This is a genomic window from Archangium primigenium, from assembly GCF_016904885.1.
Taxonomy (GTDB): domain Bacteria; phylum Myxococcota; class Myxococcia; order Myxococcales; family Myxococcaceae; genus Cystobacter; species Cystobacter primigenius.
The window spans coordinates 3,494,609-3,507,524 of the sequence record NZ_JADWYI010000001.1; the positions used below are offsets into that span (position 1 = coordinate 3,494,609).

The window sequence follows — 12,916 nt, forward strand, 5'->3', positions numbered from 1 at the left end:
AGGCCCGAGGGCTCAAGACGAGCGCTTGGGCCCGCGTGGCCGCGAGGGGTCTCCCCGTCCGCTGCCCGCCACGTCGGCGGTCGTCACCGCCTTGGCGCCAAAACGCTCGGCGATCTTGTCCAGCGCGGCGTTCAGCTTGTCGCTGCGCGGGGGTGGCTCCGGCTCGGAGAACAGGCCGAGCTGTCGCGGCGCCTCCTCGTCCCCCAGGTCCTGCAGGGACACGCCCGTGAGCCGGATGGGGCGGTCGTCATGGGCCTTCTCCAGGAGTTCCCGCGCCACCCGGTAGAACAGCTGGCCGTCATCGGACGGGGCGGGCAGGGTGGTGCGCCGGGTGATGACGGTGAAGTCCGAGAACTTCACCTTGAGCTGCACCACGCGGCCCTTCACGCCCGCGCGCCGCATGCGCCGGCCCACCCGCAGGGCCTGGGCGTGCACGTAGGGGCTCAGCGCCTCCGGGCCCGTGACGTCCTCGTCGAAGGTGTCCTCGGCGCCCACGCTCTTGGCCTCCCGGTCCGGCACCACGTCCCGGAGGTCGATGCCCTGCGCGAGCTCCCAGAGGTGCCGGCCGCCCGAGCCCCATTTGGCTTCCAGCCACGCCACGTCCTGGCGCGCGATGTCGCCGATCGTCTCCAGGCCCGCGCGCTTGAGGGACTCCTCCGTCTTGGGCCCCACGCCCCAGAGCCGGCCCACGGGCAGGCCCGCGAGGAACGCCACCGTCTCGTCCGCGCGCACCTCGCGCTGGCCGTTGGGCTTGGCCAGATCCGAGGCGATCTTCGCCACGAACTTCACCGAGGCGATGCCCGCGGAGGAGGGCAGGCCCGTCTCCGCGGCGATCTCCTTGCGGATGCGCCGCGCCATGTCCGCCGGCGAGCCGAACAGCCCCACCGACGCCGTCACGTCGAGGAAGGCCTCGTCCAGGGACAGCGGCTCCACGAGGGGCGTGTAGCGCTCGAAGATGGAGAAGACCTGCTCGCTCGCCTCGCTGTAGGCGCCGAAGCGGGGCTTCACCACGATGGCCTGGGGCGCCATCTTCATCGCGCGCGCCATGGGCAGGGCACTGCGCACCCCGTACTTGCGCACCTCGTACGAGGCCGCCACCACGATGCCCCGCCGCGCGTCCCCGCCGACGATGACGGGCTTGCCACGCAGCTCCGGCCGGTCGCGCTGCTCCACGGACGCGTAGAAGGCGTCCATGTCCACGTGGATGATGGCTCGCATGGGTGCGCCCATTCTACCGCTCCTTCCGACACACCCCGCCTGGCGCTAGGCCGGCGCCTGGAGGGCGTGCCGCTCCAGCACGGCGCGCAATTCCGGGGGCAGGGGGCTCTCCACACGCACCCGCTCGTGCGTCACCGGGTGGGTGAGCCCCAGGGCGCGGGCATGCAGGAAGAAGCGGCCCAGGCCCGGCTCCTCGCGGCCCTCGTACAGCGCGTCCCCCACGATGGGGGCGCCCACCGCCGCCAGGTGCGCGCGCACCTGGTGCAGCACGCCCGTGGAGATGCGCACCTCCACCAGGCTGTACTCGCCCTCGCGCGCCAGCACGCGGAACTCCGAGTGCGCTTCCCGGGCGCCCTCGCCGCCCTCCACCGCGGGCTCCACCCGATCCGGGTGCCGGGGGTGGTGGCGCAGGGGCAGCTCGATCTCTCCCTCGTCCGCGAGCGGCCCCGTCACCAGGGCCCAGTAGTGCTTGTCCACCGCGCGGCCTCCGAAGGCCTCGCGCACCGCCGTCCACGCCTCGCGCGTGCGCGCGGCCACGATCACCCCGGACGTCTCGATGTCCAGCCGGTGACACAAGCCGACCTCGCGCTCGTCCTCCGAGGCCTCGGCGCACTCGGGGTGGCGCGCCACCAGGGCGTTGGCCAGGGTGCCCGTCTCCCCCGGCTGCAGCGGGTGCGAGGGCGTGCCCGCGGGCTTGTCCAGGAACACGAGCGTGTCGTCCTCGCGCAGCACGGCCAGGGGCGCGTCGGGCTCGGGCACCACCTCGCGCCGCTCCTCGGGCACCACCACGGACACGCGCTGGCCCACGGCCACCTGCACGCCCTTCTTGGCCGCCCGGCCATCCACCTTCACCGCGCCCGTGTCGAAGAGCTTCTTGAGCCGTGCGCGCGACAGCCCCAGGGCCTCTCCGATGAAGAGGTCCACCCGCTGCCCCGCCTTGCCCGCTTCCACCACCAGCGTGTGCGTCGTCGCGCTCGCGTTCACTCGGAGAGTGCCTCGTAGACTTCCTCCGCCGTCTGGAACCGGTCGTCGGGTTCCTTGCGCAGGAGTCGATGGGCCACCCGCGCCAGCTGGGGATCCCCTCGCTGATTGAGGGCCAGCAGGGGCAGGGGCTCGGTTTCGAGCACCTTGTGCCACAAGTTCCCCGGCGTCTTGGCGTCAAAAGGAGCCCGACCCGTCAACAACTCGTACAGCACGACGCCCAGGCTGTAGAGGTCCGCCCGCCCATCCAGGGGCTCGCCGAGGATCTGCTCCGGCGACATGTAGCGGAAGGTGCCCACCATGCGGCCATCCAGCGTCATGCCCGCGTCGTCCGCGAGGAACTTGGCCAGGCCGAAGTCCATCAGCCGCACCTGCCGGTCCTCGTCCACCATGATGTTGGAGGGCTTGAGGTCGCGGTGCACCAGCCCATGGGCGTGGATGTAGGCGAGCGCCTCGCACACCTGGAGCAGGGAGTCCTTGAGCCGGCCCACGCGCTCGGGGCGGTTGAGCGCCTCGAGCCGCTGGGCGCGCTCGTGCTGGCCCACGTCGTCCCCGGCCTCCCCCGCGTCCCCGGAGTCGTCCGGGGGCTCGAAGTCCAGGGGGTCCACGTCGTGCGAGTAGAGGCTCGGCTCCTCGGGGGCGGTCTGGGGCACGGCGCCGCGCCGGGCCGCGGCGCCCGACGGGCCACGGCGGGGGGCGGACAGCTCCTCGCTGGGGGCCTCCTCGGCGAAGGCCGACAGGTTGAAGGGCAGCTCCTCCGGGTCCTCGCCGTCCTCCGGCCCGGCCCCGTCCTCGTCCCCGCTCGCCGACAGCTCCCAGGAGCCCGTGGAGGGCCAGGTGGAGGGGGACGCCAGGTCCTCGCCCCGGAGGTTGAGGTAGTCGCGCAGGGTGAGCCCCTCGATGAGCTCCATGACGAGGTAGGGGGAGTTCTTGAAGACGCCCGTGTCGTAGACCTTCACCACGTTGGGGTGGGACAGGTCCTCCAGGGTCTCGAACTCGCGCACGAGCCGCCGCGCCGCCCGGGAATCCAGGGCGGGTCCGCCCGACAGGAGCTTGAGGGCGACCAGATCGTTGCTGCGCCCGTCCAGGGCCCGGTAGACGGTCCCAATCCCGCCGCTGCCGAGCGTCTCCAGGACACGATAGGGGCCGATGACCAGGGGGAGCATCCGGGGGAGGATCCTAGAGAGTCGGTCCCGTCCAGGTCAAACCTCCCCGGATGACTTGCGGAGTCCTGGGCGGGGCACCCCCGGGGGGCGGGGGAGGGGCCGTTCCCGTTGGAGAGCCGACCGCTCGGTGTCTTCGCGCGACCGCTCCTGCACGCACCCGTGGACGCGGCCCGGAGGGATCTCTATCTTGCGCACCCTCATGGACCGCCTCGCCGCACCTCCTTCTCTGACCGCGCTTGAGCGCCTCGTACGCGAACGCCCGTTGCCGCGTCACGTGGGCATCATCATGGATGGCAACGGGAGGTGGGCGGAGAACCGGGGCCTGCCCCGGATGGAGGGCCACCGCGAGGGCTCCACCAGCGTGCGCGAGGTCACCCGCTGCGCGCGCCGGCTGGGCCTCGGGGCCCTCACGCTCTACGCCTTCTCCTCGCAGAACTGGTCGCGCCCCGCCGAGGAGGTGGCCGCGCTGATGGACCTCTTGCGCGAGTACCTGGAGAGCGAGCGCGAGGAGATCCTGCAGAACAACATCCGGCTCAACGCGATTGGCGAGGTGGACAAGCTGCCGCGCTTCGTCAAGGAGCCCCTGGACCGGCTGCGCGCGGAGACGGCGCACCACACGGGCATGGTGCTCACGCTGGCGCTGTCCTACGGCGGGCGCGAGGAACTGCTCCAGGCGGTGCGCCGGGTGGCCGAGGCCGCCACGCGGGGCGAACTGGAGCCCACGGACCTGGACGCCCAGGGGTTCGAGTCCTATCTCTGGACGCATGACCTGCCGCCGGTGGACCTCGTGGTGCGCACCAGCGGCGAGCAGCGCATGTCCAACTTCCTCCTCTGGCAGATGGCGTACGCGGAGCTGTGCTTCAGCGACGTGCTCTGGCCGGATTTCCGCACCGAGGCCTTCTTGCGCTGCCTGGCGCAGTACCAGCAACGGGAGCGTCGCTTCGGTCTCACCTCCGCGCAGCTCAAGCGGGAAGATTCCCAACGGGCCAAGGCGTGAACGAGAAGAACAAGAACCTCGTCATCCGGATCGTATCGGGGCTGTTGCTGCTGCCGATCGTCCTCTTCTTCCTTTTCAAGGGCGGGCTGTACACCGCGGCGCTGCTGGGCCTGGCCTCGGCCATCTGCGCCAGTGAGTACTACCTCATCACCCAGAAGACGCTGTCGCCGGCGGCCTGGGTGGGCATGGGGCTCGCGGGGCTCCTGCCCTTCATGGCCGTGCGGGCGCCCGAGCGCACCGGGGAGGGCGCCTTCTGGGTCACCGCCTTCTTCCTGCTCTTCGCCTTCACCTACCACCTCATCCGGGGGCCCCTGCAGGACGCGCCCACGCGCGTGGCCCACCTGGTGCTGGGCTTCCTCTACGGCTCGGTGGGCCTCACCGCCCTGTGCGCCGTGCGCCTGATGCCCGACGGCATGGCCTGGGTCTTCGCCGCGCTCGTCATCACCTGGGCCAACGACACCGCCGCCTACTTCGCCGGGCGCTTTCTCGGCCGGCACAAGCTCTACCCGGCCGTCAGCCCCAACAAGACGTGGGAGGGCTTCTTCGGTGGGCTCGTGGGCTCGGTGGGCGGCATGTTCGTCTCCCGGCTGCTCTTTCCCGTCTTCACCCCCATGGACTGTCTCTTCCTGGGCATTTTCGGCGGCATCCTCGGGCCCATCGGGGACCTGTGCGAGTCGATGCTCAAGCGTGCACATGGGGTGAAGGATTCCGGTCGGGCCATCCCGGGCCACGGCGGCGTGCTGGACCGCATCGACGCGCTGCTCTTCAACGCGCCCCTGGTCTTCGTCTACCTGAACTTCATCCGGGGCCTGCTGCCGTCGTGACCGCCGAGTGTCCGGTCGCTCGGACACCGGGAGTCAAAGCGCATTGTCGGCCCGGGGCCCCACGGTTACTGTTGGGCCCATGTTTCAAGGTTTTGGCCTCTTCATCATCCTGCTTGGCGTGCTGGTCACGGTCCACGAACTGGGCCACTTCCTCGTGGCCAAGGCCTGCGGGGTGAAGGTGTTGCGGTTCTCCGTGGGGTTCGGCCCCAAGCTCCTGGGCTTCACCAAGGGCGAGACGGAGTACCAGCTGGCGCTGCTCCCCCTGGGCGGCTACGTGAAGATGGCGGGGGACGCCCCGCATGAGGAGCTGGAGCCCGGCGAGGCCGAGCGCGGCTTCCTCAACGCGCCCCCGTGGAAGCGCGCCCTCATCGTGGCGGCGGGCCCGGGCGCGAGCCTGCTCTTCCCCGTGCTCATCTACTTCTTCGTCTTCGTGGGCGCGCGCGAGGCGGTGTCCACCAAGGTGGGCTTCGTGGATCCCGCCATGCCGGCGGCCGCCGCGGGCATCCGCGCGGGAGACCGCATCACCGCCGTGGACGGCGCGCCGGTGCGCACCTTCGAGGACATGCGCAAGGCCTTCATCGGCCGCTTCGACCGGCCCGTGGCCATCACCCTGGACCGCGCGGGCCAGTCGCAGACGGTGCAGGTGACGCCGCGCAAGATGGTCGAGTCCACGCCCATGGATTCGGTGGAGCGCGGCCTCATCGGCGTGCAGCCCATCCGTCGGCCGGCGGTGGTGGGTGTGCCCCCGGGCTCGGCGGCGGCGGCGGCGGGCCTGCGCAGCTTCGACCGGGTGCTGGCCGTCAACGGCGTGAGCATCCAGGACGAGGCGGCGCTGCACGCCGAGGTGGCCCGGCAGGAGGGCCCCCTCAAGCTCACCGTGCAGCGCGCGCAGCCGCTGGAGGTGGGCGCGGTGACGGGCCATGCGCCCGCCGTCGTCGAGGTGACCGTGCCCAAGCAGCCCGGCGCGGATGGCTTCGCGGCCCTGGGCGCGGAGACGTCGGACATGTACGTGGCGGCCGTCTACCCGGACAGCGCCGCGCAGAAGGCGGGCATCAAGGCCGGGGACAGGCTGGTGGCCTTCAACGGCGAGCCCCTGCGCTCCTTCAACGTCCTGGCCGGGGAGTTGAGCACCCTCCAGGAGCAGCCCTTCGAGCTGACCTGGCGCTCGCTCGAGGACGGCCAGGAGCACACCCAGAAGGTCGCCCAGTCGGTGCACACGAGCAAGGACGAGATGGGCACGGAGCTGTCGCGGCTGGAGCTGGGCCTGCGGCCGTGGGTGCCGTCCGGCGCGGAGCTGTCGCCCGAGGACACGGTGACGGTGCACGTGGGCGTGGGCGAGGCGATGCGCGAGGCCGTCATCGTGGTGCCCCGCATCGTCGGGCAGATGGTGAAGGTCATCGGCGGCCTGGTCACCGGCAACGTGTCGCCCAAGACGCTCGGCGGCCCGGTGATGATGTACCAGCTCGCCTCCAAGAGCGCCGAGCAGGGCCGCGACAGCTTCCTGCACCTCATGGCCATCATCTCCATCAATCTGGGGGTGATGAACCTCCTGCCCATCCCCATCCTGGATGGCTTCCAGCTCCTGTCGGCCTTCTGGGAGGGCATCCGCCGTCGCCCCATCCCGGTGCGCGTGCGGGAGCTGGCCAACGTGGTGGGCATCATCCTGCTGATGGCGCTCATGGGCATGGCGTTCTTCAACGACATCACTCGCTAGTTCACCTGGGAGGTGCGGATGCGTCGGGGGCTCGTGTGGGGGACGGTGGTGGGGCTGGCGCTGGGGGCGGGGACGGGGTGCTCGCGCGGGACGCGCCCGTCGGACACGCACCTCACCGCCGGGGGCAAGGGCTACCTCGAGGAGGGCCTCGCCTCGTACTACAACGCCAAGTACAACGGCCGGGCCACCGCCAGCGGCGAGAAGCTCGATCCGAGGAAGCTCACCGCCGCGCACCGCACGCTGCCCTTCGGCACCTGCCTGCGCGTGGTGAACATGGAGAACGGCCGCTCAGTGGAGGTGCGCGTCAATGACCGCGGACCCTTCAAGGAGGGGCGCGTGGTGGACGTGTCCCAGGCGGGCGCCGAGCGGTTGGAGCTCCTCCAGAAGGGGCTCGCGCGGGTGCGCCTGTACCGCTGCGAGACGCGCACCTCTTCCCTCCAGGAACCGTTCTCCGAGGTCCCCTTCGAGTCGCGGGCGGGGTAGAAGCCTCCCCCCATGTTCCTCACGCTCGACACCTCCACCCTGACCCTGTCCCTGGCCCTGGTGGAGCGCCAGGGCGAGGCGCTGCGCGTGCTCGAGCACGTCGTCGTCTCCCCGCCCCGCAAGCAGAGCGAGGCCCTGCCCGGCGTGGTGGGGGAGCTGCTCGCGCGGCATGGGGTGGTGCTCGCGTCCCTGGAGGGGCTGGGCATCGGCCTGGGTCCGGGCTCCTTCACCGGCCTGCGCATCGGCCTGTCGTGCGTGAAGGGGCTCGCGTACGCCGCGGGCCTCAAGGTCGCCGGGGCCTCGTCGCTCGCGGCCGTGGCCCTGGAGGGCCCCGAGGGGCCGCCGCTCTACACCCTCGCCGTGGCGCGCAAGGACGACCTCTACCTGGGCCCCTACCGGCGCGTGGGCACGCGCGTGGAGGCCCTGGGCCCCGAGGAGGCCATGAGCCCGGAGGCCGTGGCCGAGCGGCTCGCCGCCGTGCCCGAGGCGCTCGTGCTGGGCCCCGCGCTGCCCGAGTACCGCGCCGCCCTGGAGCGCCTGGGCGTGGCCCCCGCGCGCCTGCTGGACGCGCCCGCCTTCCCGTCGGCGGTGGCGCTCGCCCAGCTCATCCAGTGGCCCGAGGCGCAGTCGCTCGAGCAGCTCTTCGCCCTGGAGCCCCACTACGTCCGGGCCTCGGAGCCCGAGCGCAACCCCAAGTTCCCGCCGCTGCCCGGGCCCGCGCCCACCGCGCGCCTCAAGGAGGACTGAGTCAGCGCCCCGTCACGCCGAAGTTGTCGTCGGGCATGAAGCTGAGCGTGAGCCGCGCGCCGCCGCCGCCGATGACCCGCGTGTCCTCCGGGCCGAAGTCCGACACGCGCAGGGTGATGGGCACCTCCAGGCCCACCGCGAGGTGGCGGCCCACGCTCACCCGGGCATCCCAGGTGACATAGGTGATGGCCTCGAAGCCCCTCGGCTCGGTGTACACGCCACCGTTCACCTGCCACTCGCGCGCCCGGAGCCGGAGCATGCCCAGACCCGGCCGCACGAGCCGGGCCTCCAGCACGCCCGCCACGCCGGGACCGATGTGGTAGTCGCGCACGAGCTTGGACTCGAGCCCGAGGCTGCCCGCCGCGGCGAAGCCCAGGCCCGCCACGATGGCCGTGCCCTGCAGGTACACGCGCCGACCCAGGTTCCACTGCAGGGTGGTGCCCAGCCCCACGCCCACCGAGGACACCTGGACGATGTTGTTGGCCCCGAAGTCGTAGAGGCCGAACAGGCCCCACAGGCCCCGCAGGCGGCTCGTCGCGCCGCCGTACTGCGAGCCCACCACCAGCCCCCGGATGTAGATGTCCCCCATGATGGTGCCGGGGAAGGTGACGCTCGCGCTCGCGTCGAAGTAGGAGAAGGGGCGGTGGTAGCGCCAGAGCGGATCGCCCACCGCGCCGTAGGTGAGCTCGCCCCCGATCGTCACCTGCGCGCCCTGGTCCACCAGCAGTCGGGGGCCGTTCTCGGTCCGCTCGCGCAGGCGCGTCGTCAGGCTCAGGCCCGGCGTGAGCGTGAAGTACAGGGGCGGCGCCGCGTCGATGTCCCCGGGGGAGACCTCACCCCCGAAGATCCAGTCGTTCAGGGCGGACGCCGGGCTGAGGAGCACGCCCGTGAGCCGGCGCAGGGGGCTCACCCGGCCGCCGCCCTCGGGGATGACCACGCGGTAGGTGCGGTGCAGCACCTCGCCCAGGAAGATGCCGCCGAGCGTCGTGGTGATCTGATCGTTGATGGCGGGCGCCTCGTTCTCCGCGAAGTACTCCCACATGAGGCTGGACACGAAGGTGTAGACGCCCGACTGCCAGAAGGGCACCCCCGAGGAGCGCGCCGCCGCGAAGGCGACCGAGCCGTGGTAGGGGTGCGCGAACTGGTTCACCACGAAGTTGTCCACGTCGAACGTCCAGCCCGCGCGGCCGTCGAAGTGGCTCTTCACCGTGTCCCACGAGATGAGCGCGAAGGGCTCCAGGGTGAGCAGGTTGTGGAAGGTGAAGATGCCCAGGTTCACCGCCACGCCCTCGAGCGCCGGCACGAGGTAGTCGCGGCGCAGGGGCGCGTCCGCGGGCGGGGCGCGCGGGGGCTCTTCTTGAGGCGGGATCTCGGAGGCCGTGGCCTCGGGCTCTTGCGACAGGGCGGGGGCCGCCCACAGGGCGAGCGCGAGGACGAGCCACCACGGACCCCGGCTCACCGGAACGTCCCCCCCACCGAGAGCATGCCGCCCCCTGGCACGAGCATCGCCGAGGCGGACACCGTGCCCGGCTTGGGGGGCGCGTCCCAGCTCCACATCACCGCGGCCACGCCCACCGCGCACACCCCGAAGAGCGCCAGGCCCGCGCCCCCGAGCTGCGTCTGTTGCAGGCTCCAGCGGCGCACCTGGATTTCCGCCGGGCTCCGCGGCTCGGCGGCCACCACGCCCTCGCGCACGTTGCCCACCAGCCAGATGACGGTGCCCGCGAACGCCAGGCTCGCGCCCACGCCGGCGACGATCGGCGCGCGCGAGGCCACGGGCGCGCGGGGCGTGGGGTCCACCACGGGCGGTGGGGTGGGGCGGACGACGGGGGCGTTCCCGAGCAGGGTCGCGACCAGCAGGTGGGTGAACACGCGGCCCTCCCTAGCACTCCGGGCCAGGACCCGCTCGTCCAAGGCCCGGGGCCGTCGGCTTCCGCGCTCCTCGCATTCATGAGTCGACGTTTTCCCCTGGGGGGGTGGGAGCGCCTGCCACTCCACTTCGCGCCCACTTCGCCAGGGCCCTTGGGGTAAAGGGTCCGCCATGAACGAGAACCTGCGAATCGCCGTGGTGGGCGCCACGGGCGTGGTGGGCCGGGAAGTCGTCTCGGCGCTCTTCGACCGGGAGGTGGAGGCCGAGCAGCTCACGGTGCTGGCCTCGGAGCGCTCGCGGGGCGAGACGCTGGACTACGGCGAGGAGACGCTGGTGGTGGAGGAGGCCACCCCCACGGCGCTCGAGGGCCACGACCTGGTGCTGCTGGCCACGCCGGCCGAGGTGTCGCGCACGCTCGTGCCCGCCCTCCAGAAGACCGGGGCCTGGGTGGTGGACGTGAGCGCCGCCTTCCGCGCGGACGGGAGCGTGCCGCTCGTGCTGCCGGGCTTCAACTCGGAGGTGCTGGACGGGCCGCTCAAGGGCCGGCTGGTGGCGCTGCCCTCGGCGGTGACCACGGCGCTCGCGTGCGTGATCGAGCCGCTGCGCCGCGCGTTCGGCGTGGCCCAGGTGCAGGTGACGGCGCTCATGGGCGTGTCCGCCGGGGGCAACGCGGGGGTGCGCGAGCTGGAGCAGCAGACCGCGGCGCTCCTGTCCGGCCGCGAGCCCGAGGCGGGCCTCCTGCCCCAGCGCGTGGGCTTCAACCTGGTGCCCCAGGTGGGCCCCTTCATGGCCCAGTCGCCCTGGACGGAGGAGGAGGCGGGCTGGACGCTCGAGTGCGCGCGGCTGTTCGCGCCCCGGGGCGAGGTGCCCGTGGTGGCCGGCACGGCGGTGCAGGTGCCCACCTTCCACGGCCACGGCTTGAGCCTCCAGGTGCGGCTCAAGAAGCCCGCCCCGGTGGAGCAGGCCCGCGCCGCGCTCAAGGGCTCGCCGGCCGTCAAGGTGCTGGATGCCCCCGGGGAGAAGGTCTACCCCATGCCGAGCCTCGTCACGGCGGACCCCACCATCCACGTGGGCCGCCTGCGCGCCTTCCCCCAGGCCCCCGAGTGGCTCACCCTCTTCGCCACCGTGGACAACGTCGGCCGGGGCGCCGCGCTCAACCTGGTGGAGGCCGGACTGCGGCTCGCGGCCCGGCCCGGCTGACAATTTGGCAAGACCTGGGGGCGGCCCGTGCCCATTTGGCGGGGCAGGGGGCCCGCTCCCCGGGGAACCGGAGGGGCGGCGCCCGGATTGGCACTGGCCCCTGGCTTGCTACCCTTGAGCCCATCCATGCGTAACTTCCTCTTCACCGTCGCTCTGTTGCTGTCGTCCGCGGCGTCCGCGCAGATGACGCTGACCTTCACGACGACCAAGCTGGACACCCTGCGCTTTGGCAAGAGCGGCTGCTCGGGCGGCAACGTGTCCATGACCTGGACGAGGACCGCCAACGTCTGCCGCGCCCTGTCGCTCTGGCTCTCCGCGGACACCTCGTGTGACACCGCGCCGCGCTCGGGAGAGGTGACCCTGCCCGATATCCCGCTGACGACGCTCCAGACTTCTCAGACAGGCACCTTCACCGTGGGCCTGGCGAACCTGCCCTTCCCCACGGGGGATGGGGGCGCGGGGTGTGGCGCGCTCGCGGACGAGAAGACGTTCCTGGTGTGCGGGGCCACCGGGCAGTTCGACAGCTTCGGAACCTCGTGCAGCAGCACGCCCGTCAAATCCTCCTCCGCCAAGCTCATCTACGACGGCAAGCCGCCCAATGCCCCCGGTTTCGCCACGGTGGCGCCGTTGGACCGGGGCGTGCGCGTCACGATCAGCGCGCCGTCGGACGCCACCCAGGTGTCGCTGGTGGTGCTGCGCGACGGCGCGGAGGTGCGCCGGGTGCCGCCCCAGGCGGTGGGCTCGGCGCCCATCCAGGTGGGCGAGCTGGAGAACGATGTCGCCTACCAGCTCCAGGCCTACGCCTTCGACGAGGCGGGCAACGAGAGCGCGCCGAGCGAGCTGGTGACGTTCACCCCCACCAAGACCTTCGGCTTCATCGAGAAGTACCAGGAGGCGGGCGGGCAGGAGACGGGGGGCTGTGGCGCGGTGGGTGGAGGCGTGGCGGGCGGCGCGGTGCTGGCCGTCCTGGGTTTCTGGTTGTCCTCAAGGAGAGATCGTTCATGGCGCGAGCAGTAGCCCTCGGGGTGGCGGCGTTCCTCGCCGCGCTCCCTGGCCAGGCCCAGGTGCAGTCGGATGTGTCCCAATCGCCCCGGCGCGGCTCGGTGGAGTTCCGCTTCGGAGGCTGGCGCCCGCAGCTCGACTCGGAGGAGGGCCTGTCCGGCTCGCCCTTCAGCGACGTGTTCGGCAACGGCAACTTCCTGTTGTTCGAGGCGGAGTTCCAGCGCTTCTTCTACCAGGGCATCGGCTCGGCCGGCGTGAGCGTGGCGGCGGGCTACGCGGAGAAGTACGGCTACGCCCTGCTGGCGGACGGCGCTCAGAGCGTGGAGCGCTCGGGCTTCCACGTGCTGCCCCTGCACGTGCGCGGCGTCTACCGCTTCGACTACCCGGCGTTCCAGTGGGGCGTGCCGCTGGTGCCCTACGTGAAGCCGGGCCTCGTCTACATCCCGTGGTGGGTGACCAAGGGCGGCGAGACGGAGAAGACCGGCACGGCCAAGGGTCAGGGCGGCAAGTTCGGCTGGGACGTGTCCCTGGGCCTGTCCTTCCTCCTGGACGTGCTCGAGCCGCGCCTGGCGCGTGACTTCGACTCGGACCTGGGCATCAACCACAGCTACATCTTCGCCGAGTACACCTACTCGAAAGTGAACAACTTCGGAGGCAAGGGTTTCAACTTCTCCGACACCTACTGGATGTTCGGTCTGGCGCTGGATTACTAGC

13 protein-coding genes are annotated in these 12,916 nt (G+C 71.8%); 8 read left to right on the top strand and 5 right to left on the bottom strand.

Annotated elements, in window-relative coordinates; all coding sequences use genetic code 11:
* Positions 1-12 precede the first annotated feature (12 nt).
* Genes I3V78_RS14560 through I3V78_RS14570 form a run of 3 tightly spaced genes read right to left on the bottom strand, consistent with a single transcriptional unit; the run spans position 13 to position 3,365 of the window.
* Positions 13-1,218 (bottom strand): DNA polymerase IV, encoded by a 1,206-nt coding sequence (locus I3V78_RS14560; RefSeq protein ID WP_204488287.1) that lies wholly within the window; start codon positions 1,216-1,218, stop codon positions 13-15.
* Positions 1,219-1,263: 45 nt separating this feature from the next.
* Entirely contained in the window at positions 1,264-2,202 is a 939-nt protein-coding gene (locus tag I3V78_RS14565; RefSeq protein WP_204488289.1) for an RluA family pseudouridine synthase, read from the bottom strand.
* A complete protein-coding gene (locus I3V78_RS14570) occupies positions 2,199-3,365 on the bottom strand; it encodes a serine/threonine-protein kinase (RefSeq protein ID WP_204488291.1) in 1,167 nt (388 codons plus the stop codon). The genes I3V78_RS14565 and I3V78_RS14570 overlap by 4 nt, the downstream gene beginning before the upstream one ends.
* 199 nt (positions 3,366-3,564) lie before the next feature.
* Here I3V78_RS14570 and I3V78_RS14575 point away from each other — a divergent pair, with 199 nt between their 5' ends.
* The 5 genes from I3V78_RS14575 to tsaB all read left to right on the top strand — a co-directional run bounded on the left by I3V78_RS14575 (position 3,565) and on the right by tsaB (position 8,130).
* A complete protein-coding gene (locus I3V78_RS14575) occupies positions 3,565-4,362 on the top strand; it encodes an isoprenyl transferase (protein WP_204496631.1) in 798 nt (265 codons plus the stop codon).
* Positions 4,359-5,186 carry a phosphatidate cytidylyltransferase gene (locus I3V78_RS14580; protein WP_204488293.1) on the top strand — a complete coding sequence of 276 codons (828 nt, stop codon included), beginning with the start codon at positions 4,359-4,361 and terminating at the stop codon, positions 5,184-5,186. The genes I3V78_RS14575 and I3V78_RS14580 overlap by 4 nt, the downstream gene beginning before the upstream one ends.
* A 79-nt stretch (positions 5,187-5,265) precedes the next feature.
* Positions 5,266-6,900, top strand: coding sequence for an RIP metalloprotease RseP (gene rseP / locus I3V78_RS14585; protein ID WP_204488296.1), 1,635 nt, complete (start codon positions 5,266-5,268; stop codon positions 6,898-6,900).
* 18 nt (positions 6,901-6,918) lie between these two features.
* Positions 6,919-7,383 (top strand): septal ring lytic transglycosylase RlpA family protein, encoded by a 465-nt coding sequence (locus I3V78_RS14590; RefSeq protein ID WP_204488298.1) that lies wholly within the window; start codon positions 6,919-6,921, stop codon positions 7,381-7,383.
* A 12-nt stretch (positions 7,384-7,395) separates the two neighbouring features.
* On the top strand, positions 7,396-8,130 hold the full coding sequence (gene tsaB / locus I3V78_RS14595) for a tRNA (adenosine(37)-N6)-threonylcarbamoyltransferase complex dimerization subunit type 1 TsaB (RefSeq protein ID WP_204488301.1): 735 nt from the start codon (positions 7,396-7,398) through the stop codon (positions 8,128-8,130).
* Position 8,131: 1 nt separating this feature from the next.
* Here the strand turns inward: tsaB and I3V78_RS14600 are convergent, their stop codons facing one another.
* Positions 8,132-9,589 carry a DUF3943 domain-containing protein gene (locus I3V78_RS14600; protein ID WP_204488303.1) on the bottom strand — a complete coding sequence of 486 codons (1,458 nt, stop codon included), beginning with the start codon at positions 9,587-9,589 and terminating at the stop codon, positions 8,132-8,134.
* Positions 9,586-10,002 carry a hypothetical protein gene (locus tag I3V78_RS14605; protein ID WP_204488305.1) on the bottom strand — a complete coding sequence of 139 codons (417 nt, stop codon included), beginning with the start codon at positions 10,000-10,002 and terminating at the stop codon, positions 9,586-9,588. The genes I3V78_RS14600 and I3V78_RS14605 overlap by 4 nt, the downstream gene beginning before the upstream one ends.
* Before the next feature lie 169 nt (positions 10,003-10,171).
* Between I3V78_RS14605 and I3V78_RS14610 the strand changes: the two genes are divergently transcribed.
* The 3 genes from I3V78_RS14610 (at position 10,172) to I3V78_RS14620 (ending at position 12,915) form a co-directional block, all read left to right on the top strand.
* Complete coding sequence (locus I3V78_RS14610) at positions 10,172-11,200, top strand: aspartate-semialdehyde dehydrogenase (protein ID WP_204488313.1); 1,029 nt, start codon at positions 10,172-10,174, stop codon at positions 11,198-11,200.
* Between the two features lie 126 nt (positions 11,201-11,326).
* A complete protein-coding gene (locus I3V78_RS14615; RefSeq protein ID WP_204488315.1) occupies positions 11,327-12,217 on the top strand; it encodes an MXAN_2561 family MXYO-CTERM-anchored protein in 891 nt (296 codons plus the stop codon).
* Positions 12,202-12,915, top strand: coding sequence for an MXAN_2562 family outer membrane beta-barrel protein (locus tag I3V78_RS14620; protein ID WP_204488317.1), 714 nt, complete (start codon positions 12,202-12,204; stop codon positions 12,913-12,915). Before I3V78_RS14615 ends, I3V78_RS14620 begins: the two co-directional genes overlap by 16 nt.
* Position 12,916: the final 1 nt, after the last annotated feature.

Bases quoted from the DNA above. Each gene is read 5' to 3' on its own strand.
- I3V78_RS14560 (WP_204488287.1), bottom strand. From the start codon at position 1,218: ATGCGAGCCATCATCCACGTGGACATGGACGCCTTCTACGCGTCCGTG.
- I3V78_RS14570 (WP_204488291.1), bottom strand. From the start codon at position 3,365: ATGCTCCCCCTGGTCATCGGCCCCTATCGTGTCCTGGAGACGCTCGGC.
- I3V78_RS14575 (WP_204496631.1), top strand. From the start codon at position 3,565: ATGGACCGCCTCGCCGCACCTCCTTCTCTGACCGCGCTTGAGCGCCTC.
- rseP (WP_204488296.1), top strand. From the start codon at position 5,266: ATGTTTCAAGGTTTTGGCCTCTTCATCATCCTGCTTGGCGTGCTGGTC.
- I3V78_RS14590 (WP_204488298.1), top strand. From the start codon at position 6,919: ATGCGTCGGGGGCTCGTGTGGGGGACGGTGGTGGGGCTGGCGCTGGGG.
- tsaB (WP_204488301.1), top strand. From the start codon at position 7,396: ATGTTCCTCACGCTCGACACCTCCACCCTGACCCTGTCCCTGGCCCTG.
- I3V78_RS14610 (WP_204488313.1), top strand. From the start codon at position 10,172: ATGAACGAGAACCTGCGAATCGCCGTGGTGGGCGCCACGGGCGTGGTG.
- I3V78_RS14615 (WP_204488315.1), top strand. From the start codon at position 11,327: ATGCGTAACTTCCTCTTCACCGTCGCTCTGTTGCTGTCGTCCGCGGCG.
- I3V78_RS14620 (WP_204488317.1), top strand. From the start codon at position 12,202: ATGGCGCGAGCAGTAGCCCTCGGGGTGGCGGCGTTCCTCGCCGCGCTC.